Genomic DNA, 22,756 nt, shown 5'->3' on the forward strand with positions numbered 1-22,756 from the left:
CCGGGGAGGGAGCAGGGACGGGAGCGTCAGACGGAGAGGCCGGAGAGGCCCTCGCGGTCGACGCGGCGGTGGAAGCGCATGCCGGCGAGACCGCCGAGCACGGCGCCGACCAGCGCGACGACCAGGGCGGCGAGCGCCGTCACGACCGCCGCGGCCGTGGCGTCGCCGGCGTCGAGCGGGATCGTCGGGAAGCCGCTCACCGCGGAGAGCGCCTGGCTGCCGCCGGTGATCGCCGAGACGATGCCCACGACGATCGCGACGACGACCGCCCAGGCCCACACTCCGACGCCCTGCTTCGCTCCGCTGAAGCGGGCCATGCGGCCTGCCACGTAGCCGCCGCAGTAGTAGGCGACGAGGAGGATGACCAGCAGTGCGATCGCGCCCGCCCAGCCGAACGCGGCGGGGTCGGCCGCGAGGTCGCCGGTGACGTCCTGGGTGCCGATGACGGCGGCCCCGATCGCGGTGACGAGGGCGGTCAGGAGGACGGCGAGTCCGGTGGCGGCGAGCCAGCCGAAGAAGGCGCAGCCGATCTTGAAGCCGCCGAAGCGGTCGCGCTCGCGCTGGTGGATGTCCTTGCGCGCAGCCGCACGGGCCTGCTTCGCCTCGGCGGAGTCGGGGTCGACGGGCGCGCGGTGCTCGGGGGCCGAGTGCGCCGAGTCGGAGCGGTCCGTCGAGGCGGAGCGGTCCGTCGAGGCGGAGCGGCCCGGAGTCGCGGAGCGGTCCGAGGAGGCGGAGCGGTCCGGAGTCGCGGAGCGGTCCGGAGTCACGGAGCGGTCCGTCGCCGCAGCCGCTCCCGTATCCCCCGCGGAGTCGATTCGCGCCGTGCCGCCCGCCGCCGAGCCCTCTGCCCGTCGCGGCAGTCCGCCGTCAGCCGGATCCCTGTCTGTCGTGCTCATGTCGAACCTCCTGGCCGAGCGCCCCGAAGAAGGGCGACACGCTCAGTCAAGACCCAGGGAGCCCTCGGTGTCGCGGGCTTGACGACACGACGGAGCGGTCCGGGCGTCAACCCCCTGCGCCCCCTCCCTCCCACCCGCTTGCATGGAGACACCGACCGACGACACGAGAGGGAGAGTCATGACTCCGGAATCCCCCGAGCAGACACCGCCCGGCACCGAGGCCGAGCTGACGCCGAAGGCCGACCACGGCGAGACCACCTACCGCGGCACCGGCCGCCTCAGCGGCAAGGTCGCCCTCATCACGGGCGGCGACAGCGGCATCGGCAAGGCCGTCGCGATCGCGTTCGCGCGCGAGGGCGCCGACGTGGCGATCTCGTACCTCGACGAGCACGACGACGCCGAGGACACCGCGACGTGGGTCCGGGAGGCCGGCCGCGAGGCGCTGCTCCTCCCCGGCGACCTGCAGGACCCGGCGCACTGCCGCGCCGTCGTCACCGAGACCGTCGAGCGCTTCGGCCACCTCGAGGTGCTCGTCAGCAACGCCGCCTTCCAGATGAGCCGCGAGAGCGTCACCGACATCCCGGACGAGGAGTGGGACCGCACGATCGCGACGAACATCAGCGCCTACTTCCATCTCGTGAAGTCGGCGCTGCCCCACCTGAAGGAGGGCGCGTCGATCATCGCGACGAGCTCGGTGCAGTCCGACCAGCCGTCGTACCAGCTGCTCCCCTACGCCGCCACGAAGTCGGCGATCCTCAGCCTCACCGCCTCGTTCGCGCAGGCGCTCGGCGAGAAGGGCATCCGCGCCAACTCGGTCGCGCCCGGCCCGATCTGGACGCCGCTGATCCCCTCGACCATGCCGGAGGAGGCCGTCGCCGAGTTCGGCGAGCAGGTCCCGCTGGGCCGCCCCGGGCAGCCGGCCGAGGTGGCCCCCGCCTACGTCCTCCTCGCCTCCGACGAGGCGAGCTACATCAGCGGGTCGACGATCGCCGTCACCGGCGGGAAGCCGATCCTCTGATCACGCTCCAGGGCACCGCTCACCCGCAGGATTCCGCGATAGGTTCCTGCGGGTGAGTGTCCACATCCGCAGCATCGAGACGGCGGTGCCGACCACGGTCCTGCGCCAGTCCGAGGTGCGCGACCTCTTCGCGTCCCAGCCCGCGATGACCCGGCTCGGGTCCCGCCTGATCGGCGCGGCCTTCGACGCGTCCGGGATCGACACCCGCAGCACGGTGGTCGACGAGCTCGACCGGGTCGAGCGGGAGGGTGCGAGCGTCTTCTACGACGCGGGGAGCGGCCTGGTGCTCGACCCGGGGACGGCCGCGCGCAACGCCGTCTACACCGAGCGCGCTCCCGAGCTCTTCACGGAGGCGGCCCGCCGCGCCCTCTCGTCCGCGTCGATGACCCCCGAGGACGTCACCCACGTGGTGACGGTCTCCTGCACCGGCTTCTACGCCCCGGGGCCCGACTACCAGCTGGTCCGCCGCCTCGGCCTCGCACCCTCGACGCAGCGCTTCCACCTCGGCTTCATGGGCTGCTACGGCGCCTTCCCCGGCCTGCGCGCCGCCCGCCAGTTCTGCGAGGCCGACCCGGAGGCGGTCGTCCTCGTCGTCGCGGTCGAGCTGTGCACCATCCACCTCACCAGCTCCAACGACCCGGAGCAGATCGTCGCGACCTCCGTCTTCGCCGACGGCGGTGCGGCGGCCGTCGTCACCGCCCGCGAGGCCGCGCCCGGCACCCCGGTGCTCGAGCTCGACGCGCTCGCCACGACGCTCACCGACGAGGGCGAGACCGAGATGGCGTGGACGATCGGCGACCACGGCTTCTCGATGCGGCTGAGCACCTACGTGCCCTCGATCATCGGAGCGAACATCGAGGCGGCCGTCGCCCCGCTGCTGGCCGGCGCCGAGGTCGAGCGGAGCGACGTGCAGCGCTGGGCGATCCACCCCGGCGGCCGCAGCATCCTCGACAAGGTGCAGGCCTCGCTCGCCCTCAGCGACGAGCAGCTGGCCCCGTCGCGCGAGGTGCTGCGGACCAACGGCAACATGTCGAGCGCGACCGTCCTCTTCATCCTGCGGCGCCTGCTGCACGGCGAGGCGGCCGACGGCGAGCGGATCGGCGCGATGGCGTTCGGCCCCGGCCTCACCGTCGAGCTCGCGCTGCTCACCAAGCGGGGCGGGGAGTGACTCCGCGAGCCCCTCTCGCGCCGGACCTGCGCCACCGCGAGGTCTCCGAGCAGGAGCTGATGGACGACCCGGACTGCGACCGCACCCTGCTCGACGCCACCTACGCCCGCTTCGGCACCGTGAACCGGCTGGTCTCGGGGTGGCGTGGCCTCTACCGCTCGCGCCTGCGTCCGCTGCTGCGGCCCGACGAGCCGTTCCGCCTGCTCGACATCGGCTCCGGTGGCGGCGACGTCGCCCGCTCCCTCGCCGGCTGGGCCCGCGAGGACGGCCTCCGCCTGGCGATCACCGCCGTCGATCCGGACGAGCGCGCCTCCGCCTTCGCCACGTCGACGCCCGCGCCGCCCGGAGTCGAGTTCCGCCGCGCGAGCAGCGCCGACCTGGTCGCCGAGGGCGAGCACTTCGACCTGGTGACCTCCAACCACGTGCTGCACCACCTGTCGCCGGAATCACTCGCCGACCTGCTCGCCGACAGCGAGCGCCTGGCCCCGCGCGCCCTCCACAACGACATCGAGCGCTCGCGGCTGGCCTACACGGCCTACCTGCTGGCCACGCGACCGATCGCGGCCGGCTCGTTCCTCCACTACGACGGGTCGCTGTCGGTGCGGCGCAGCTTCACCGCCGCCGAGCTGCGGGCTGTGGCGCCCGAGGGGTGGCGGGTCGAGCGCGCGGCGCCCTACCGGCTGCTGCTCGCGCGGGGCGAGGTGTGAGGACGCGGCGGAGGGCGAGCGCTTCCGGTCCGCTCTGGCTGCGCGCCGCCGCCGTCAGCTACTCCGCCAACTGCGCCCTCGGCACCGCCGTCGCCACCGGCGCTCTCCGCACGGGCCGCTGGCACTGGATCCATCACGCGCTCTACATCTGCACGTCGACGCTCACCGCTCTGGCCTGGGCGACGCTGCGGCGGTCGGACCCCCGCGCCGCGTCCGCGCTGGCTCCCGCCGCCGTCCCGCTGGCGGTGATCCCCTTCGCGGGGACGCACGGACGCCGGCACCCGGCGATCGCGCTGGCGGCGGCTCCGTTCGTGCTCGCCGCTCTCGGGCGGACGCGGCGGCCGGCGCGGCACCGAGGCGTGCTCCAGCGTCTGAGGGCCGGGTCGGCCCTGCGCTGACGCGCCCCGGCTTCTAGCGCGGGGGCTCGACGTCGCGGTCGGGGTCGGAGCGGTACGAGCGCAGCGCCTGCCAGCCGGCGATCGCGAGGATCAGCGCGCCGCAGAGCATCGTCAGCAGGTTCGGCACCGAGAAGCCGCTGCCCACGACCGAGTTGATGCCCGCGCCGAGCACGAACACACCTCCGAGGAGGTAGAAGATGACCCTCGTCTTCACCGTTCCACCGCTTCCCTCGAGCCTGCACAGGACCCTCGATGCTACCGCGCGCGCCCCGGGCCGCCGCCGCTCCCCCCTCTGCGCGATCGATCGGGGCAGGATCGAGGCATGGAGTTCCTCGATGTCGTCCGGCGCCGGAAGACCACCAACGGCGCGTTCCTGCCCGACCCCGTCTCCGAGGAGCACCAGCGGCTCCTGATGGAGGTGGCCGGCCGGGCGCCCTCGCAGCTCAACAGCCAGCCGTGGCGGTTCGTGCTCGTCGAGGAGCGCGAGACGATCGACCGGATCGCCGCGATCAGCGGCGAGAGCATGACCACCGCGATGTCGAACGGCACGTTCTTCGAGCGCTACAAGCCCTACTTCCGCTTCAGCAGCGAGGAGATGGAGCGGCGGCGCGACGGGATGCTGTTCGACAAGCTGCCGGCTCCGCTCCGCCCCTTCACGAAGCAGGTCTTCACGAAGCGCGGGCAGTTCCTGATGAACTCCCTCCGCGTCCCGCAGACGCTCGGCGAGGAGAACCGCCGGCTCGTCGCGGGATCGCCGCTGCTGCTCGGGGTGATGCTCGACCGCTCCGAGTACCGGCCGGGCGAGCTCTCCTCCTTCTACTCGGTGTTCAGCATGGGCGCCGCGATGGAGAACGTCTGGCTGAGCACGGTCGAGCTGGGGATGGGGATCCAGTTCGTGTCGTTCCCGATGGAGGTGCCGGGAGCGTGGGCGCGGATCGAGTCGCTGCTCGCCGTGCCCGACGAGCTGGAGCTGATGGCGGTGTACCGGCTCGGCTACCTGCCTCCGGAGCAGCGGCGGCCGGCGATCGACTGGTCCTCCCACCAGCGGAAGCTGCCGTCGCAGTACGTCTTCCGCGGCACCTGTGCGACTCCGCAGGAGGGGTGGGACGCGCCGGCCGGGCCGTGACGGGATCCTGAGCGGCGCGGCCGGCAGCCGGAGGTGCCCGCGCTCGCTCCCGGGCCGGCCCCGGCCGACGGGAGATCCGCGACGGAGCATCGACTCCGCCGTCACGCGTCGGCTAACGTGGCGCCCAGCACGCGCGGCAGTGCTACGTCCCGTCCGCGGGACTGTCAATGGGGGTCCGGCGTGTCTCCCGCCCGATTCCCCGCACCGGGGTCCGAGCGGATACCGTCCCCCGAGGAGCCGTCCGCCAGGGCCGGCCCGATGAACGAAGGGGGCCCGTGGCCACGCTCATCTACGGACCGCAGAACCTCGAGATCGAATTCGAGGAGCGCGTCCTCGCGCACCTGAAGGTCGCCGTCCTCTCGAAGCTGCGCCGCAACGAAGCCTTCTCGCTCTCGTGGATGGAGGACGCCTCCACCGGACACGGCCGGAGCTCCGTCTGGCTGCACCCGTCGGTGCCGCTGCACTTCCGCTTCACCGAGGCGCACCAGCCCAAGCTCAACCGCGCGTGGATCGAGCAGATGCTCAGCGTCGCCAGCATGCACGGCGAGCTCTCGGTCCTGCCGGAGCCCGAGGAGCAGCGCCAGGGCTCCTGAGCCCTGCCGCTCCCGGGCCCTGCTGCTCCTGGGCCCCGCTGCCCCCTGATCGCACGGCCGTCAACCCCGTCCCCTCTGCGGGGGACGCGAAGTACCGTCGAGAAGACGTCCCCGGAACCATCGGCGGACGTCGACGGACGGAGACGACCATGACGGACACCGCGCGAGCGACCGGCCTGCCCACCCTCACCCCGGTGCGGACGCTCCGCAAGGAGCAGCCGATCGAGCCGCGCCGCGTGCCGGACTCCGTCTCCGTCGGCTCCCAGCCGGTCATCGGCTGCCGGATCGACGTGAGCGGCCGCTCCTTAGTCGTCGAGCTCGACATGGCCGGCATCTTCCTGCGCCAGGTGCGCCGGAGCCTGCGCGAGGGTGAGGGCGGCCTCGTGCTGCTGCGCCACGTCGACGGGATCGAGATGATCCCGTTCTCGCGCGCAACGCCGTTCGACGTCTCGGACATCGTCTGCCCCGAGGGCGTCGACCCCGCGGACGCCTGCTCTGCCCTGGGGCTCCGCGACCGCTGAGCCGCGACGGGTGGCGTGCTCCGCCCCGCGCCCGCCCCTGAGCGGGATCAGTTGGGGAGCGACGCCTCGATCAGGTCGACGATCCGCGGGTCGTCGGGCTCGACCGTCGGGCGGAACCGGTGGACCGTGCCGTCGGCCGTGATCAGGAACTTCTCGAAGTTCCACTTCACCCGGCCGGCCTTGCCGTTCTCGTCCTCCGCCTTGGTGAGCTCCGCGTAGAGCGGGTGCGCCGAGCGGCCGTTGACGCGGACCTTCTCGAACATCGGGAAGGTGACCCCCCAGGTCGTCGAGCAGTACGCCTTGATCTTGTCCTCGTCGCTCAGCTCCTGGAGGAACTGGTTGCTCGGGAAGCCGAGGACCGTGAATCCGCGCTCCCCGTAGCTCTTCTGCAGGGCCTCGAGCTTCTCGTACTGCGGGGCGAGGCCGCAGCGGGAGGCGACGTTGACGATCAGCCGCACGGGCGGGTAATCGGCGAGGGTCGACGTGGTGCCGTCGATCGTGGTGAGGGGGATGTCGGCGATCGTGTCGGGCACGGAGGGCTCCTTCGGACGTGGTGCGTCGACGCTACTCCCCGCCGCCGAGGGAACCCCGAGTCGTGGAGGCGGCTCGCTGCGGGTTCCCGCGACGGTCCGGGGTTCCCTCGGCGCGCACCTGCCTCCACCATGGGGGGATGGCCGCCTCGCAGCAGATCGTCTCGGTCGGCGGGCGGAGGCTGCGGCTGACGAACCTCGACAAGGTCGTCTACCCGGAGACGGGCTTCACCAAAGCCGATGTGCTCTCCTACTACGCCTCCGTCGCCTCCGCGATGCTGCCCCATCTCGCGCGCCGCCCGGTCACCCGGAAGCGCTGGGTCGACGGAGTGGGCACCGCCGAGCATCCGGGCGAGGTCTTCTTCGAGAAGAACCTCCCCTCCTCCGCCCCCTACTGGCTGAGCCGGACCCGGCTCGCGCACTCGTCGCGCGACGTCGAGTACCCGCTGGTCGACGACGTCGCCGGGCTCACCTGGCTGGCGCAGCAGGCGGCGCTCGAGCTGCACGTCCCGCAGTGGCGGGTGGGCTCCGACGGCGAGCGCCGTCCGCCCGACCGCCTCGTGCTCGACCTCGACCCGGGCGAGGGGGCGGGCCTCGCCGAGTGCGCCGAGGTCGCGTTCCTCGCCCGCGACCTGCTGGAGGGGATGGGGCTGTCTCCGCTGCCGGTGACCAGCGGGAGCAAGGGGATCCACCTCTACTGCCCGCTGGACGCCTCCGCCTCCAGCGACCAGATCTCGGCGGTCGCGCACGAGCTGGCGCGCGTGCTCGAGTCGGACCACCGCGACCTCGTCGTCTCGGACATGAAGAAGACCCTGCGCGAGGGCAAGGTCCTCGTCGACTGGAGCCAGAACAGCGCGGCGAAGACGACCATCGCCCCCTACTCCCTCCGCGGGCGCCTCCGGCCGGCCGCCGCCGCGCCCCGCACGTGGGAGGAGCTGGGTGCCGAGGACCTGCGCCACCTGTCGCCCGACGAGGTGGTGGAGCGGCTGCGGAGCGACGGCGACCTCCTCCGCCCGCTGCTCGCCGCCCGGGGTGCCGGGCTCGAGCCGACCCCGGAGCGGATGGCGGGCTTCGCCGCGACGGACGCCTCCTCCGACCGCCTGGCGACCTACCGCAGCATGCGCGACGCGTCGAGGACGCCGGAGCCGGTGCCCGAGGCGGGGTCCGCGGGCTCCTCCTCGGGCGACTCCTTCGTCATCCAGGAGCACCACGCGCGGCGCCTGCACTACGACTTCCGGCTCGAGCACGACGGCGTCCTGGTCAGCTGGGCGGTGCCGAAGGGCCCGCCGCTGGAGGGCGACCCGAACCGGCTCGCGGTGCAGACCGAGGACCACCCCCTCGAGTACGCGACCTTCGAGGGCACGATCCCGGCCGGCGAGTACGGCGGCGGCGAGGTGCGCATCTGGGACGAGGGCACCTACGCGCTCGAGAAGTGGCGCGAGGGGAAGGAGGTGATCGCGGTGCTGACCGGCCGCCCCGACGGCGGGCTCGGCGGCCAGCCCCGTCGCTACGCCCTGCTGCACACGGGCTCGAGGGAGGGCGCCGAGAAGAACTGGCTCCTGCACCTGATGGCGCCGGGTCCCGCTCACGGGCACGGGACGCAGCGACGGGGCCGGGCGGCCGCGTCCGCCGCGTCGCCCGCTCCCCGCCCCGCACCCTCCGCAGACCGCCCGGCCGAGGACTCCGCTCCGCGCCGCCACCGCCCCATGCTCGCCACGGCCGGACGCCGCGGCGACGTGGACCCCGGGGCCGCGATCGAGATGAAGTGGGACGGCTACCGCGCTCTCGTGCGGGTGCAGGGCGGCACCGCGACCCTCACGAGCCGCAACGGCAACGACCTGACCGCAGCGTTCCCCGATCTGCTCGCCCCGCTCGCCGAGGCCGCCGCCGACGCCGTGCTCGACGGCGAGATCGTCGCCCTCGACGCTCGCGGGCGCCCCGACTTCGGCGCCCTGCAGACCCGCGGCGGGCTGACGAAGCCGCGCGAGATCGAGGCGGCCGCCCGGTCCACTCCGGTGCACCTGATGGTCTTCGACCTGCTCGAGCGCGCAGGAGAGGACCTGACCGGGAGCGACTACGACACCCGTCGCTCGGCACTGGTCGAGCTGGTCGCCGAGAACGAGCGCGTGCACGTCCCGTCCGTGTTCGACGGCGACCTGGAGGAGGCGATGGCCACCAGCCGCACCCTCGGCCTCGAGGGCGTGGTCGCCAAGCGCCGCGACTCGCGCTACCAGGAGGGCAGCCGCTCGCGCGACTGGATCAAGCTCACCCACCACCGGCTGCAGGAGGTCGTGATCGTGGGCTGGCGCGAGGGCGAGGGCGGCCTCCAGGGGTCGGTCGGGGCGCTGCTGACCGCGATCCCCGGCGAGGACGGGCTCGCGTACTCCGGCCGTGTGGGCACCGGCTTCAGCGACCGCGAGCGCCGCGGACTGGTCGACCGCCTGGCCGAGCACGCCACCGAGGAGCCCGCCGTCTCCGTCCCTCCGCTCGAGTCGCGCGGCGTGCACTGGGTGTCGCCCGTCCTGGTCGGCGAGGTCCGCTACCGCGAGCGCACCGCCTCCGGCACCCTCCGCCAGCCGGTCTGGCGCGGCTGGCGCGCCGACAAGGCCGCCGAGGACGTCCGCGTGGAGGAGCCGGGCAGCTGACCCTCCGGTCTTCCGACGGAGAGGCCCGGGAACGCAGCTCGCGCCGCCGATCCGCTGCGCCCCCGGGCACCTCAGTCCAGGCGCACCCCGCGCAGCAGGAGGAGGGTCGCGCCGACCGCGGCACCGGTGCCGATGAGGACACCGCCCGCTCCGGCCCCCGCCGCGAGGACGCCGAGGAGGCTGGGCAGGGCGATCAGCCCGAGGCGGTTCCCGGCCAGGCGCAGCGCGAGGGCGCGGCCGTGGCGGTCGGCGGGGGTCCGCTCGATCAGCCACGACATCGTGATGGGCTGGCCGATCCCGAGGCCCAGGCCGAGGGCGGCGACCGCGACGAAGAGGAGCACGGTCGGCGCGGGCAGGGCGACCAGCACCAGGCAGAGCGCCGAGATCAGGATGCCGCCCACCATCACTCGGGTGCGCCCGAGCCGGGCGGTGGCCGCGCCGAGGAGGAGCCGCGAGGCCATCGACGCGAGCGCGCGCACGGTGAGCAGGGCCCCGACGACGCCGGCCGGGAGCCCGCGCTCGGCGCCGAGGGCGGGGAGGTAGACGACGGTCAGGTCGACGGCGGCGACGACGGTCGCGCTGGTCAGCAGGGCGCGCGCGAGGCCCGGCACCCGGAGGAGACCGAGCGTCGAGCCCGGAGCCGCAGCCCCCTCCACCGCGAGTCCGCGCGGGGACGGGCTGCGGATCCCCGCCGTCGAGACCAGCAGCAGCACCGCGAGGATCCCGCCCACGAGGAACAGCGGCGCCGGGTCGGGCCGCACCGAGCCGCCCGCGAGCACCGGGATGAACGCGGGCCCGATCGCCTGCCCGAGCGACGCGGCGAACGTGTAGTAGCCGAAGCGGCTGTCGAGACGCGTCCCTCCGGTGCCGCCAGCGACGACGGTCTGCTGCCCGACCACGCAGCCCAGATGCCCCGCGCCGAGCAGGGCGATGCCGAGGAGCAGCCCCGCGACGCTCCCGCCCGCCAGGAGCAGCACCGCGGCCGCTCCCACCGCGACGAGCGAGCCGACGGCCATCACGGCCCGGGCGCCGACCCGGTCGACCAGCCCGCCCACCGGCAGCGCGATCAGCAGCGGCACCAGCGCGAACGAGGCGCCGAGCGCCCCGAGCGCCCAAGCCGGCACGTCGAGCCGGATCGCCTGGTAGACGGCGGCCGGCCGGAGCAGGAACGCGACGGCCTGAATGAGCACGGCGTGCGCGAGCAGGGACGGAGTCGCCAGGCGGTTCCGCACGCGCGCTCCTTCCCGCGGCGCTCGGCCGAGCACCCGCTCCCCCATCCTCCTCCCGGTGCCGCCGCCGAGTCGCCCGGGAAGGATCGTCCTGCCCCCTCGAACGGGCCTTCTCGTGCGACTCAGCCCTGCGGCGGCGGCGAGGGGAGCGCGTGCGCGGGCAGGGTGCCGAGGCGGTGCCGGCCGCGGAGGAGGAACCAGGCCAGGCCGATCCCGACGACCGCGGCGATCACGACGACCGCGCTCCAGCGCAGCTCCTCCCCGTAGACCTCGACGCGCGGCCACGCGAGGTCGACCGTCATCGCCGCGCCCCAGAGCACCGCGACGACGTTCACCGGCAGGCCCGCGCGGCCGAGCGAGAAGCGCCCGGGCGCGGCTGCGGGCCACCGGCCGCGGAGCCGGGCGATCAGCAGCGGCACCGTCACCAGCAGGTAGGCGAGGTAGATCAGGATGACCGCCACGCTCGTCACGGCCGTGAAGATCGCCGGCGTCCCGATGTTCACGACCAGGATCAGCACCGCGAGCACCCCCACGACCAGCGCCGGCGCCACCGGTGTCCCGCGCCGCGGGTCGACGCGGGCGAGCACGCGGCTGCCGGGCAGGGCGTTGTCGCGGGCCATCGCGAAGATCAGTCGGATGGCCGCCGTGTGCACCGCCAGCGCGCACACCGTGATCGCGACGACAACGCAGAGCAGGAGGACCGATCCGAGGGGGCCGCCGAGCACCTGCAGCACGATCCGCTGCAGCCCGCCCGACGCCTGCCCGAGCGCCGGGTCGGCGAGGTCGGGCGCCGAGAGGATGCCCAGCAGCAGGATGAGGCCGCCGAGGACGAAGGAGGCGGTCACCGCCCGCAGGATCGCCGTCGGCGCGGTCCGGCGCGGATCGACCGTCTCCTCGCCGAGCGAGCCCGCGGTGTCGAACCCGTACATCACGTACGCCGACGCGATCGCGGCGATGAGGAACGCGCCGGCGTACCCGCCCGGCGTGCTCCCGCCGTAGCCGCTGGTGTCGAGCAGCACGGTCGGCGGATGCACCACGTTCACCGCGAGCACCGCCACCAGCAGCACCGCCGCGACGAGCTCGATCAGCACGCCGACGCTGTTGATCCGGGCCATCAGCTGCACGCCGCGCGCGTTGACCGCGGTGGTGAACGCGATCAGCAGTCCTCCCCAGACCACCGCGCTCACCCCCGCGGAGCCGCCGAGCTGGAACCCGCTCCAGATCTGCGGGAGCGTCGCCTGGTACGCCAGCACGACGGCCGCGAGCGTGACCACGGACGCGGTGGCCATCAGCCAGCCCGCCATCCAGCTCACCGTCGGCCCGGCGAGGCGCTTGCTCCAGTTGTAGACGGAGCCGGCGACCGGGTAGCGGGCGGCGAGCTCGGCGAAGCACAGCGCGACCATGAGCTGCCCGGTGAACACGATCGGCCAGGACCACCAGTAGGCGGGACCGCCGAGCGCGAAGCCGAAGGAGAAGAGCTGGAACGTGCCGGTCAGGATCGAGATGTAGCTCACGCCCGCGGCGAAGCTGCCGAAGCGGCCGATGCCGCGGGTGAGCGAAGGGCGGTACCCGAACTCGGCGGTCCCGTCGTCGACGTCCTCGGCGGTGCTCATCGGGCTCCCCCTCGCGGGCACGCTCGTCGCACCGAGGTCAGGATGCCAGCCGCCGCCCGGCCGCACGACTCCCCCGTCCCGGGCGTCCGTCAGCGGGTGCTCAGCGCTCGCCCCGCTCCCGGTGCACAGGACTCGGGCGGCCCCCGCGGACGGGAGCGGCGTCAGCCGTGCGCCGCGAGCCGGGTGCGCTGGGGCACCAGGAGCTCGAGCAGCTCCTCGACCCCGTCGACCCGCTGCGGCTCGACCGGGTGCCCGGGTCCGCACGGCTTGTAGGCGGGCGGATCCACGTTCAGGACGTGCCCGACGGGCCGCCCCTTCTCCCAGACCGTGAGGAGGAAGGCGCCGTCCCGCTCGTCGGGGGCGCCGATCTCGAAGACCCGGCCGCGCACGATGGCGCACTGCGGCTCCTTGCGCGCGAGGCGCACCCAGAAGGGATGGTCTCCGGTCATGGTGTCCGTCCTCCCCGGCCGACCCGCGGCCGTGCCCGTAGCGGTCGGCCGGTGATCGTGTCGTCGGCGACCCGCAGGGCCACGGTACGTCCGCCTCCCCTCAGCCGATCAGGGGGTTCACTGCGGAGCCTCGCAGTGGTAGCGGACGCCGGTCGCGCCCGGACGCGCACCACGGGGAACCACTCACTGCTCGTAGGAGTCCTCGTAGTCGGCACCACTGGTCAGCTCGCCGTCGCCGGGCTGCACCGGATGCTCGCCGGTGAGCGCGTCGATACGAGCGCGCAGCCGCGCCACCTCCGCCGCGTTGTCCGGTTCGGGCAGGTCGCTCGGCGTGGTCTCGACGATGAGGGCGGCCGCGGCGTTCACGAGGAAGGTGGCGTCGACCGTCCCGCCGTCGGCGCCGATCCCCGTGTACTCGACGGTGTCGGCCGCGCCCTTCGAGGCGAGGGCGACGGCGTACTCGACGAGTGCGTCGGCCGCCTCGTCCCCCACCAGGATCGTCTTGTCGGCGAAGAGGATGTGCTTCATGCCGCCCATGCTCGGCAGCGCCGGCTGCGTGGAGGGAGGAGGTTGACAGAGGACCGCCGCTGACGGAAGACCTGGACAGATCGAGCAGAGAATGGCAGACCGGGTTGTCGGATCCCTCCGGTCTGCGGAAGGGTGGTGGCAACGGCGGGCGCCTGCCGGCCGGAGATCAGGGGCTGGAGACGCCGATGGGGAAGCTGCACTACGACGGGACCGTCGAGATCGATTTCGAGGACCGCGTGCTCGCGCACCTGCAGATCGTCATCACCGCGAAGCTGCGCCGCAACGAGTCGTTCCTGCTCAGCTGGCGCGACGACCACAGCATGGGCGACGGCCGCAGCGCGATCTGGATCCACCCCTCCCACGCGCTCCGCTACAAGTACTTCGGCGGCCGGATGCCCCGCATCAACCCCGCCTGGATCTCCGCGCTCACCGACCTCGCGAACTCCGCGGGCGGGCTGTACGTGATCTCGGAACCCGCCGAACCGGTGCGTCCCCCGGCGAAGGGCGACCAGCTGTGAAGCGCATCGACCTGATCTACAACGGCACCGCCTACACCGTCAACAACAGGAGCCTCGACGAGTTCCGCGCCGAGGTCGAGGCCGCCCTGGCCTCCCCGACCCCGCAGTGGCTGACCGTCAACTACGGCGAGGGTCGCGCGAACCCGGCGCTCCTCCTCATCACGCCGTACACCCCGCTGTCGATCATCACGAACGACTTCGACGAGCTCAACGCAGAGCACGAGTAGCGGCGGACCTCGGGGAGGTCAACCACGTCGTCCGGTCGATCCGCGCCCCGTACCGTCGGGCAGGACCTCGTCGACGTCGTGCGCGGACCCCGCACGGCGACACCCGATCGACACCGCCCGCGCCCCGGCGCGCAGAACAACGGCCGCGGACACCCGGCCAGGAGCCGTGATGACAGATCCCGCCTTCGCCGTCCTCGACGACCTCATCGCCGCCCTCGAGCGTCCCGGCTCGATCGACCCCGGCCTGAGCCGCTCCGTCGCCGTGCAGGCCGCCGTCCTCCGGCTCCCGTCGCCCCGCACCATGCACCGTCCGCGCCCGACGAGCCGCTTCACGGGCCGTCGCCTCGTGCGCCCGGGCAGCGCAGCCAGGCGGGCTCCGGCGCGTCACCGCGTCGTCGTCCCCGCCGGTCCGGCGGAGCGTCGCGCCGAGCGGAGCCGACGGCTAAAATGGGGGCGGTGAACGACTCCGACGCTCTCTGCGACCCGTATCTGCGCGGGTACCCGATCGACGGCGTCGCGATCTCCACGCTCGGCAGCCCCTTCGGCGGCGAGACCGTCGCCGCGAGCGACAGCACCGCGAGCCGGCTGGACGAGATCCAGATCGACCTCGGCGAGGGCCCGTGCTGGGAGGCGATCCGCGCTGCCGGCCCCGTCTCGGTGCCGGACACCGGCGCGGAGGAGCGCTGGCCGCTCTTCACCGAGGCGATCGGCCCCACGGCGGTGCGCGCGGTCTTCGCCTTCCCGCTCTCGATCGCGGGGCTCTCGATCGGCGCGGTCGACCTCTACTCCCGCCGCCCCACGTCGCTCAGCGACTCCCTCCTCGGCCGGATCAGTGCCTCGACCACCGCGACGGCGCTGCTGGTGCTGGCCGCGGTGCTGCGCGACAACGAGGTCGAGGAGAGCACGAATCCGCGCTCGCGACGCGTGGTGCACCAGGCGACCGGCATGATCATCGCGCGCTACGGCAGCACGGCCGAGGAGGCGCAGCTGCTGTTGCGCGCCCACGCCTTCGCCCAGCAGCGCTCCGTCGTCGATGTCGCCTCCGGCATCGTGGCCCGGCACGACGGGTTCCCCGACCGCCCTCTCACCGCCCAGGACGACACATGGTGACGAACTCCCGCGAGCGCAGCGTCATCCAGACGTTCGTCGCCCTCTCCGACACGCTGGTCGACGACTACGACGTCGTCGACTTCACGCAGACCCTCGTGGAGAGCAGCGCGACCCTCTTCGACGCCGTCTCGGCGGGGCTCGTCCTCGCCGACTCCTCCGGCTCCCTCGAGGTGCTCGCCTCCACGGACGAGGACACCCGGCTGATCGAGCTGCTCCAGCTCGACAGCGGGTCGGGCCCGTGCATCCAGTGCTTCGAGACCGGGCGGCCGGTGATCGTCGAGGACGCCCGCGCCGTGGGCGAGGAGTGGGCGGAGTTCCGGACGCTGGCGGTCGAGCTCGACGTGCTCTCGGCGCACTGCGTGCCGATGCGCTCGGCGGGGACGACGATCGGCTCCCTCAACCTCTTCCAGGCCCGGCCGGGGCGGCTCGATCCGGACGACATCGCGGTCGTGCAGGCGTTCGCCGACGTCGCGACGATCGGGATCCTGCACCAGCGCGCGCTCCAGCAGAGCACGGTCACTCAGGAGCAGCTGCAGCACGCCCTCGACAGCCGGGTGCTGATCGAGCAGGCGAAGGGGATCCTCGCCTACGCCCACCGCACCACGGTCGAGCAGGCCTTCGAGGTGCTGCGGGTCCGCGCGCGAGCGACGTCGACTCCGATCACGACGCTCGCCCAGGAGATCATCCGCGGCTACCGGCGCTGACGCTCCGCGCCCCGCGGAGCAGGAGCGGGGCGGATCCGCGCCGGCAGCGCCGCGGCTCAGAGCTCAGTACTCGTTCTCGAGCTCCCACGTCGCGCGGGGGTCGACGTCCGAGGCGGGCACCGGTCCGCCCGCACTGTCGAGCGCGTCGAGGCGCTCGAGGATCTCGTCGCTCGACTCCGCCGCTGCGCCATCGCTGCCCGCGACGACCAGGGGGACGCCGAGCCCGACGGTGAGCGTCACGACGGAGGAGGGGGCCGAGTCGTCGGCGACGCTGACCGTGCTCATCCGGTGCTGCTGCGCGAGCGCGAGCGAGTAGCGGACGACGGCGTCGGCGGTCGCGTCGTCGAGGGAGAGGGAGCCTCCGGTGTGGAAGAGCGTCGTCATGGTCAAGTCCTCGCAGGGCAGGCGGATGGGCATGGTTCCGTCACCGGGGGCCAGGATGCGGTGCGTTCACGCTACGCCCCGGGCGCTCGCGGGTGCAGGTCTTGCGCCGAGGCGTGCCCCTGGCGCATGGTTCGCTCCCGACGCCCGAGCAATTCCCCCATGGCTCTGAGGCGGTCCACATGTTAACGTGAACAGACGCGTCGGTCCCCTCGGCTCGACGCATCCCTCCCCTGAAGGAAAGGTCTCGACGATGAGACGACGCTCCCCGGAGCCCCCTGCCGCCGCGCCTCGGCGCCGCGTGCGATCCCTCTTCCTCTCCGCTCTCGCCTGCACGAGCGTCGCCCTCACCGGCGCTCTCGTCCCCGTCTCGGCGCAGGCCGTCGACGTCCCGGCGCCCACCGCGCACTACGACATGTCCCACGCCGGCTCGGCCCTGCTCGACATCTCGGGCAACGGACGCAACGCCACCCTGACCGGCCTCACCGACGCGTCCTTCGCGAACGCCGGCGGCGACCAGGTCGCCCGGTTCAAGAACGACGGCTACGCGAGCCTCCCCCAGGGCCTGGTCACCGGAGCCGACAACGCGTTCGCCGTCGAGTACACGGTGAAGACGCAGACCACCGCCAACCAGTTCGGCTGGGTCATCGGCGACGGCGTCGGCCCGTGGAACACCACGCAGCTCGGCAACCACGTCTTCGTGAACCCGCGCAACCCGGACGGCTCGCCCAGCGGACAGGTCCTCGCGGGCATCCGCGTCAAGGAGCCCACCAGCAACGGCGAGACCCGCATGCCGTTCGGCGGCACGCTGAACCCCGGGTTCACGACCCTCACGCTCGTCGGCACCGGCACGGGGTCGAGCACCGTGCTGACCCTCTACCGCGACGGCACGCAGATCTCGACCGCGAACACCACGAAGTCGATGGCGAGCATCGTCCCGACCGGGTCCACGCTCGGCTACCTCGGCCGCTCGCTCTACTCCGGCGACGCGCTCGTGACCGCCGACGTCACCGACGTGAAGTTCTGGGACACCTCCCTCACCGCCGAGCAGGTCGCCTCGAGCATGCCGACCGCCGCGGCGAAGGCGTCCGCGACCTCCGCCCTGCTGCGCTCGGACATCCAGCCCGTCCTGCTGGCCGGCAACCCGTCGCTGGCCCAGGTCTCCTCGAACCTGACGCTGCCCGCCTCCAGCAGCGGCGTCCCGCTCACCTGGACCTCCTCGAACAGCGCGGTCGTCTCGACCACCGGCGTCGTCTCGCGCTCGATCGCGCAGAACACCCCGGTCACCCTGACGGCGACCACCGCCCAGGGCGCGACGATCGCCTTCGAGGTGGTCGTGCTCGCCCCGAGCATCAACGACGACCTCGACGCGCTGAAGCTCGCCACGCGCACCACCGAGAACCTCCCCCTCGCGGTGAAGGGCGCCCGGAACGGCACCGACATCACCTGGACCTCCTCGGACCCGGCCCTCGTCACGCCGACGAACACCTCCTACGCGGCTCCGGCGGTCGGCGCGGCCGACCCCTACCGCGGCGGCGGCGTCGTCACCCGGCCGGCCTACGGCTCCGGAGACAGGACCGTCACCCTCACCGCGACGGCCACCCTCAACGGCGTCACCGAGACGCGCGCCTTCACGCTGACGGTCGCCGAGCTCGGCCGCACCGCTCCCGACGCGGGCTACGCCTCGGCGTACTTCAAGTCGGACGGCGACGAGAAGATCTACCAGGCCGCGACCTCGGGCAACGACTTCTTCACCTTCTCGCCGGTCAACGGCGGGAAGGCGGTCATCACCTCGACGACCGACACGAAGGGCCTGCGCGACCCGTTCATCCTCCGCTCGCACAACGGCGACAAGTACTACATGGTCGCCACCGACCTCTGCATCTCCTGCGGCACCGGCTGGGGCGACGCCCAGTCCAAGGGCAGCCTGAAGATCGAGGTCTGGGAGTCGACCGACCTGGTGCAGTGGACCCGCACCAACGGCGCCGACACCGGCATCACGGTGAACCAGCCGGCCGCCGGAATGACCTGGGCGCCCGAGGCGTACTGGGACGACGCCCTGCAGTCCTACGTCGTGTTCTTCTCCTCGCGCCTCTACTCCGACGCGACGAAGACCAACAGCGACAAGCTCTACGCCCGCGTCTTCTCCGTGATCACCCGCGACTTCCGCACCTTCACCGCTCCTCCCGCCACCTGGCAGGACACCGGCTACGCGCGGATCGACTCGACGATCACGAAGATCGGCGACTACTACTACCGCTTCACCAAGAACGAGGAGGGCGGCGCCGCCGGCACCCTCGAGGCCGGAAAGGACATCTTCCTCGAGAAGTCGAAGGTCCTGACCGCCGGGACGACCTCCTCGAACTGGAGTGCCGACCCGAACACCACCTGGCAGCTCACCGACACCCGGATGACCTCGCTCGAGACCGGCCAGGCCGGTGAGGGACCCGAGATCATCAAGCTGAACGCGGGCGACCCGAACGACACCACCGGCACGGGCGACGGCTACGCGTTCCTCGTCGACAACTACGGCGACGGCGGCTACAAGGCCTTCCTCACCTCCGGAGCGGCCATCGCCGGCAGCTCGCAGACGAACCGCCTCTCGCAGTCGGCCGACTGGAACGTCTCGCCCAAGAGCCGCGCCGGCCTCCCGGCCAGCCCGCGGCACGGTGCGTTCGTGAGCGTCCCGCAGACGGTCCTCACCGCCATGAAGAACTGGACCGGCGTCACCGCCGTCGACTCCACCACGACCCTCACCGCCGACGGCCGCACGGTCACGGCGACGGTCGCGGCGGCCGACAAGGGCGACGTCGTCGGCTCGGTCACCTTCACCGGCGGCTCGTGGACCTCGACCGTCCCGCTCTCCGGCGGCTCGGCGAGCGTCTCGGTCCCGGCGGACGTGACCGGCGTCACGGCCTCCTACACCGGGTACGCGGACAAGCTGGTGCGCACGTCGGTCTCGGCCGTCGTCCCGCTGGACACCCTCGAGCTCGTCCCCGCGGTCGCCACGCGCTGCGTCGCCGGCAAGATCGTGCTCACCGCGACCGTGAAGAACACCGATACCGCTGCCGCGGACGTCACGATCACCTCGGCCTACGGCTCGAAGTCGTTCACCGCGGTCGCTCCCGGCTCGTCCGCCTCCGCCGCCTTCACCACCCGCCTGGCCTCGATGCCGGCCGGCACGGTGACGGTGACCGGATCGGCGACCGGCCAGCCCGCGTTCACCGCGACGGTCCCCGTGGCCGCCGCGCGCTGCTGACGCACTGACGACGAAGGGCCCCCTCCTGCGCTCGCGCGGGAGGGGGCCCTTCGTCGTTCCCGGGTCAGACGGTGGGAGCGAGCAGGTCCGCGTGGTGGACGGCCGCCACGTTCGGGTGGGCCCGGAGGCGGTAGCGCAGCGCGTTCTCGCCGTAGGTCTCGAGGATCGGCGCGTTCGTCGGGTCGACCGAGAGGCCGGACTTGAGCTCCTCGGGCAGCGGGAGCGAGGGCATGGTGGCCGAGAGCGCGGGATTGAAGAAGAACGGGATCGAGATCCTGTCCGTCCCGATCAGCGGCGAGATCACGCGGTGCAGCGTGGCCTTGAGGTAGCCGCCCGTGGCGAGCTCCAGCATCTCGCCGATGTTGACGACGAACGCGCCCTCCATCGCGGGTGCCTCGATCCACGAGCCGTCGTGCTCGACCTGCAGGCCGCCCTTGCCGGGCTCGACCAGCAGCAGTGTCAGCACGCCGCCGTCGCGGTGCGCGCCCACGCCCTGCTTGGGCTCCGGGTCGGAGGTGCCCGGGTAGCGGACGACCTTCACCAGCGAGAACGGCCGCTCGGCGAACGCCTCGTCGAACACGTCCTCCGGGGCGTCGAGCGCGACGGCCCAGGTGCGCAGCAGCCGGATCGCGACCGCCGCGAGCTCCGCGTGCCAGCGCTCGAAGACCTCGCGGAACTCCGGCAGCGCCTCGGGCCAGAGGTTCGGCCCCTCGAGGCGCTCGTAGTCGGCGACGCCGGGCCCGGCGGGAACGGCCGGTCGGTCGATGCCGATGTCGACCTGCTCGCGGTAGTCGACGTCGCCGTTGGTGAGCTCGGCGCCGAAGCGGGTGTAGCCGCGGAACTGCGGGCTGAGGGTGTTCTCGATCGCGAGCTTCTCCTCCTCCGGCAGGTCGAAGAAGCGGCGGGAGACGGCGACGACGTCGTCGAGGAGGTCCTGGGGCACGCCGTGGCCGACGAGGTAGAAGAAGCCCACGTCGTGCGTGGTCTCCCGGAGGTCGCGGCGGAAGGCGGCGGCCTCCGCCTCCCCCCGGTCGAGGCGGGACAGGTCGAGGATCGGCAGGGAATCGGTCATGCACCGACTCTTGCGCACGAACCTGCACAGCAGTCGATTGTTACGACAACCAAAACGGCGGGCCCCGCCACGGCGCGGAAGAGGTTCCTCCGCTCCGCGACCGGGCCCGCCGTGAGCGCCGAGTGTTACGGCGTGGGCATGCCGCCGTTGACGTGCAGCGTCTCGCCGACGACGTAGCTCGACTCCGGGGAGGCGAGGAACACGTAGGCGGGAGCGAGCTCGGCCGGCTGACCCCAGCGTCCGAGCGGCGTCTGCGAGCCGACCTCGGGCAGCTTGTCGGACGGCTGGCCGCCCGCGGTCTGCAGCGGCGTCCAGATCGGGCCCGGGGCGACGACGTTCACGCGGATCCCCTTGGGCGCGAGCTGCTGCGCGAGCGCCTTCGAGAACGTGTTGATCGTGGCCTTCGTGCTGGCGTAGTCGACCAGCATCGGCGACGGCTGGTAGGCCTGGATCGACGAGGTGCTGATGATCGCGGAGCCCGGGGCGAGGTGCGGCACGGCCGCCTTCGTCATCCAGAACATCGCGTAGACGTTGGTCTTGAAGGTCTCGTCGAACTGCTCGTCCGAGAGCTCGAGGAAGTCCTCGACGTGCTGCTGCTTGCCCGCGTTGTTGACGAGGATGTCGAGTCCGCCCAGGCCCTCGACGGCCTTCGCGACGGCGCCCACCGCGAAGTCGTGGTCGGTGATGTCACCGGGGATGGCGACGGCGGTGCGTCCGGCCTCCTCGATCAGCGCGACGACCTTCTTCGCGTCCGACTCCTCCTCGGGGAGGTAGACGATCGCGACGTCGGCGCCCTCGCGGGCGTAGGCGATGGCGACGGCCGCGCCGATGCCCGAGTCGCCTCCGGTGACGAGCGCCTTGCGCCCGGTCAGGCGGCCGGAGCCGCGGTAGGTCGACTCGCCGCGGTCGGCGGGGTCGTCCATCTTCGAGTCGAGGCCGGAGCCCTCCTGGTACTGGGCCTCCGTGTCGATGTCGGCGAACATCGCGGTCGGGTCTTGGAACGTGTACTGGTCGTTCTGCGGAGTCTGGTCGTTCTGCGAAGTCATGTCTCGACGCTAGGTGCGCGGGATCGGCGACCGCGCGTGCTTGACAGCCCCGATCCGCCAGGACACAGGAGGTCTTCAGGAGCCGCGGAGCCCCCCGGATCGGGGAGAATGGTGCGGTGACCCGCGACGACTCCCTGTCCTTCGACACCACGGTGCCGCTGCCCGGCTGGCAGCACGCCTACTCCGGCAAGGTGCGCGACCTCTACACCCCCGACGACGCCGACCCCGTGCTCGGCGCCGACCGCATGCTCGTCGTCGCCAGCGACCGGGTCAGCGCGTACGACGCGGTCCTCGAGCCCGGGATCCCCGGCAAGGGCGAGCTGCTGACCACGCTCTCCCTCTGGTGGTTCGCGCAGCTCTCCGACGTCCCCAACCATCTGATCCCGGGCGCGATCCCCGAGGCGGTCCGCGGCCGGTCGATGCTGGTGAAGACGCTCGACATGTTCCCGATCGAGTGCGTCGTGCGCGGCTACCTCTCCGGCAGCGGCTGGAAGGAGTACCGGGAGACGGGCTCCGTCTGCGGCGTCCCGCTCCCCGAGGGCCTCCAGGACGGCGACGCGCTCCCCGAGCCGATCTATACCCCCGCGTGGAAGGCCCCGCAGGGCGAGCACGACGAGAACATCACCTTCGAGCGCACGGTCGAGATCGTCGGGGAGGAGGCCGCGGAGGCGCTGCGCACCCTCTCGCTCGCGGTCTTCCGCGAGGCGTCCACCATCGCCCTGGCCCGCGGCGTGCTGCTGGCCGATACGAAGTTCGAGTTCGGGGTCGACCGCGGGACCGGAGTCGTCACCCTCGGCGACGAGGTCCTCACGAGCGACTCCTCCCGCTACTGGGACGCCGACGACTACGACGCCGGCATCCGCGGCCGCTCGTTCGACAAGCAGATCGTGCGCGACTGGCTCTCCGACAACTGGGACGGCCAGGGCCTCCCGCCGACCCTCCCGTCCGAGATCGTCGAGCGCACGGCCGCGCGCTACCGCGAGCTCATCGAGCGCCTCACGCGCTGAGGCACCGGAAC

At 72.7% G+C, this 22,756-nt stretch carries 25 protein-coding genes; 15 read left to right on the plus strand and 10 right to left on the minus strand.

Annotation, left to right across the window (positions count from 1 at the left end; all coding sequences use genetic code 11):
- Positions 1 to 26: 26 nt before the first annotated feature.
- Positions 27 to 896 (minus strand): hypothetical protein, encoded by an 870-nt coding sequence (locus C5C57_RS18095; RefSeq protein ID WP_219827751.1) that lies wholly within the window; start codon positions 894 to 896, stop codon positions 27 to 29.
- Positions 897 to 1,074: 178 nt separating this feature from the next.
- Between C5C57_RS18095 and C5C57_RS08645 the strand changes: the two genes are divergently transcribed.
- Genes C5C57_RS08645 through C5C57_RS08660 form a run of 4 tightly spaced genes read left to right on the plus strand, consistent with a single transcriptional unit; the run spans position 1,075 to position 4,187 of the window.
- On the plus strand, positions 1,075 to 1,914 hold the full coding sequence (locus tag C5C57_RS08645; RefSeq protein ID WP_104295684.1) for an SDR family oxidoreductase: 840 nt from the start codon (positions 1,075 to 1,077) through the stop codon (positions 1,912 to 1,914).
- A 52-nt stretch (positions 1,915 to 1,966) separates the two neighbouring features.
- Positions 1,967 to 3,082 (plus strand): type III polyketide synthase, encoded by a 1,116-nt coding sequence (locus tag C5C57_RS08650; protein ID WP_104288444.1) that lies wholly within the window; start codon positions 1,967 to 1,969, stop codon positions 3,080 to 3,082.
- Positions 3,079 to 3,789 (plus strand): class I SAM-dependent methyltransferase, encoded by a 711-nt coding sequence (locus tag C5C57_RS08655; protein ID WP_258060494.1) that lies wholly within the window; start codon positions 3,079 to 3,081, stop codon positions 3,787 to 3,789. Before C5C57_RS08650 ends, C5C57_RS08655 begins: the two co-directional genes overlap by 4 nt.
- Positions 3,786 to 4,187, plus strand: a complete 402-nt coding sequence (locus C5C57_RS08660; protein ID WP_104297498.1) for a hypothetical protein — start codon at positions 3,786 to 3,788, stop codon at positions 4,185 to 4,187. Before C5C57_RS08655 ends, C5C57_RS08660 begins: the two co-directional genes overlap by 4 nt.
- Positions 4,188 to 4,200: 13 nt before the next feature.
- Here C5C57_RS08660 and C5C57_RS08665 read toward each other — a convergent pair whose 3' ends face one another.
- On the minus strand, positions 4,201 to 4,401 hold the full coding sequence (locus tag C5C57_RS08665; RefSeq protein ID WP_104223776.1) for a hypothetical protein: 201 nt from the start codon (positions 4,399 to 4,401) through the stop codon (positions 4,201 to 4,203).
- A 108-nt stretch (positions 4,402 to 4,509) separates the two neighbouring features.
- Here C5C57_RS08665 and C5C57_RS08670 point away from each other — a divergent pair, with 108 nt between their 5' ends.
- The 3 genes from C5C57_RS08670 to C5C57_RS08680 all read left to right on the plus strand — a co-directional run bounded on the left by C5C57_RS08670 (position 4,510) and on the right by C5C57_RS08680 (position 6,427).
- A complete protein-coding gene (locus C5C57_RS08670) occupies positions 4,510 to 5,313 on the plus strand; it encodes a nitroreductase family protein (protein ID WP_104233823.1) in 804 nt (267 codons plus the stop codon).
- Positions 5,314 to 5,588: 275 nt separating this feature from the next.
- A complete protein-coding gene (locus C5C57_RS08675) occupies positions 5,589 to 5,906 on the plus strand; it encodes a hypothetical protein (RefSeq protein ID WP_244229547.1) in 318 nt (105 codons plus the stop codon).
- Between the two features lie 149 nt (positions 5,907 to 6,055).
- Positions 6,056 to 6,427, plus strand: coding sequence for a hypothetical protein (locus tag C5C57_RS08680; RefSeq protein ID WP_104297499.1), 372 nt, complete (start codon positions 6,056 to 6,058; stop codon positions 6,425 to 6,427).
- Positions 6,428 to 6,474: 47 nt separating this feature from the next.
- Here the strand turns inward: C5C57_RS08680 and C5C57_RS08685 are convergent, their stop codons facing one another.
- Entirely contained in the window at positions 6,475 to 6,960 is a 486-nt protein-coding gene (locus C5C57_RS08685; protein WP_258059459.1) for a glutathione peroxidase, read from the minus strand.
- Positions 6,961 to 7,097: 137 nt separating this feature from the next.
- Here C5C57_RS08685 and C5C57_RS08690 point away from each other — a divergent pair, with 137 nt between their 5' ends.
- Positions 7,098 to 9,602, plus strand: a complete 2,505-nt coding sequence (locus tag C5C57_RS08690) for an ATP-dependent DNA ligase (RefSeq protein WP_104297500.1) — start codon at positions 7,098 to 7,100, stop codon at positions 9,600 to 9,602.
- A 71-nt stretch (positions 9,603 to 9,673) separates the two neighbouring features.
- On the opposite strand, the gene C5C57_RS08695 is transcribed toward C5C57_RS08690, so the two are convergent.
- The 4 genes from C5C57_RS08695 to C5C57_RS08710 form a co-directional block, all read right to left on the minus strand.
- Positions 9,674 to 10,834, minus strand: coding sequence for an MFS transporter (locus tag C5C57_RS08695; protein WP_258072735.1), 1,161 nt, complete (start codon positions 10,832 to 10,834; stop codon positions 9,674 to 9,676).
- Between the two features lie 119 nt (positions 10,835 to 10,953).
- Positions 10,954 to 12,444, minus strand: coding sequence for an APC family permease (locus C5C57_RS08700; RefSeq protein WP_104297502.1), 1,491 nt, complete (start codon positions 12,442 to 12,444; stop codon positions 10,954 to 10,956).
- Between the two features lie 161 nt (positions 12,445 to 12,605).
- Positions 12,606 to 12,893, minus strand: coding sequence for a hypothetical protein (locus tag C5C57_RS08705; protein ID WP_104223782.1), 288 nt, complete (start codon positions 12,891 to 12,893; stop codon positions 12,606 to 12,608).
- Between the two features lie 183 nt (positions 12,894 to 13,076).
- Positions 13,077 to 13,421, minus strand: a complete 345-nt coding sequence (locus tag C5C57_RS08710) for a hypothetical protein (RefSeq protein WP_104260837.1) — start codon at positions 13,419 to 13,421, stop codon at positions 13,077 to 13,079.
- 185 nt (positions 13,422 to 13,606) lie between these two features.
- Here C5C57_RS08710 and C5C57_RS08715 point away from each other — a divergent pair, with 185 nt between their 5' ends.
- The 5 genes from C5C57_RS08715 (at position 13,607) to C5C57_RS08735 (ending at position 15,980) form a co-directional block, all read left to right on the plus strand.
- On the plus strand, positions 13,607 to 13,939 hold the full coding sequence (locus tag C5C57_RS08715; protein WP_104223784.1) for an ATP-dependent DNA ligase: 333 nt from the start codon (positions 13,607 to 13,609) through the stop codon (positions 13,937 to 13,939).
- Positions 13,936 to 14,166, plus strand: coding sequence for a hypothetical protein (locus C5C57_RS08720; RefSeq protein ID WP_104250777.1), 231 nt, complete (start codon positions 13,936 to 13,938; stop codon positions 14,164 to 14,166). Before C5C57_RS08715 ends, C5C57_RS08720 begins: the two co-directional genes overlap by 4 nt.
- 169 nt (positions 14,167 to 14,335) lie before the next feature.
- The gene (locus tag C5C57_RS08725) at positions 14,336 to 14,626 is read left to right on the plus strand and encodes a hypothetical protein (RefSeq protein WP_104269342.1); all 291 of its coding nucleotides are present in this window, start codon (positions 14,336 to 14,338) and stop codon (positions 14,624 to 14,626) included.
- Positions 14,623 to 15,276, plus strand: a complete 654-nt coding sequence (locus tag C5C57_RS08730) for a GAF and ANTAR domain-containing protein (protein WP_146082402.1) — start codon at positions 14,623 to 14,625, stop codon at positions 15,274 to 15,276. Before C5C57_RS08725 ends, C5C57_RS08730 begins: the two co-directional genes overlap by 4 nt.
- Entirely contained in the window at positions 15,270 to 15,980 is a 711-nt protein-coding gene (locus C5C57_RS08735; RefSeq protein ID WP_104297504.1) for a GAF and ANTAR domain-containing protein, read from the plus strand. Before C5C57_RS08730 ends, C5C57_RS08735 begins: the two co-directional genes overlap by 7 nt.
- A gap of 63 nt (positions 15,981 to 16,043) precedes the next feature.
- Here the strand turns inward: C5C57_RS08735 and C5C57_RS08740 are convergent, their stop codons facing one another.
- Complete coding sequence (locus tag C5C57_RS08740) at positions 16,044 to 16,364, minus strand: hypothetical protein (RefSeq protein WP_104297505.1); 321 nt, start codon at positions 16,362 to 16,364, stop codon at positions 16,044 to 16,046.
- Positions 16,365 to 16,662: 298 nt separating this feature from the next.
- On the opposite strand from C5C57_RS08740, the gene C5C57_RS08745 reads away from it, so the two are divergent.
- Positions 16,663 to 19,620 (plus strand): immunoglobulin-like domain-containing protein, encoded by a 2,958-nt coding sequence (locus C5C57_RS08745; RefSeq protein WP_258066444.1) that lies wholly within the window; start codon positions 16,663 to 16,665, stop codon positions 19,618 to 19,620.
- Between the two features lie 64 nt (positions 19,621 to 19,684).
- On the opposite strand, the gene C5C57_RS08750 is transcribed toward C5C57_RS08745, so the two are convergent.
- Positions 19,685 to 20,692, minus strand: coding sequence for an isopenicillin N synthase family oxygenase (locus C5C57_RS08750; RefSeq protein WP_104297506.1), 1,008 nt, complete (start codon positions 20,690 to 20,692; stop codon positions 19,685 to 19,687).
- 125 nt (positions 20,693 to 20,817) lie between these two features.
- Entirely contained in the window at positions 20,818 to 21,738 is a 921-nt protein-coding gene (locus C5C57_RS08755) for a glucose 1-dehydrogenase (protein WP_104223791.1), read from the minus strand.
- A gap of 116 nt (positions 21,739 to 21,854) precedes the next feature.
- Here C5C57_RS08755 and C5C57_RS08760 point away from each other — a divergent pair, with 116 nt between their 5' ends.
- Positions 21,855 to 22,745 (plus strand): phosphoribosylaminoimidazolesuccinocarboxamide synthase, encoded by an 891-nt coding sequence (locus C5C57_RS08760; RefSeq protein ID WP_258072736.1) that lies wholly within the window; start codon positions 21,855 to 21,857, stop codon positions 22,743 to 22,745.
- Positions 22,746 to 22,756: the final 11 nt, after the last annotated feature.

Origin of the sequence: Rathayibacter sp. AY1C5 (genome assembly GCF_002931705.1) — a bacterium.
Taxonomy (GTDB): domain Bacteria; phylum Actinomycetota; class Actinomycetes; order Actinomycetales; family Microbacteriaceae; genus Rathayibacter.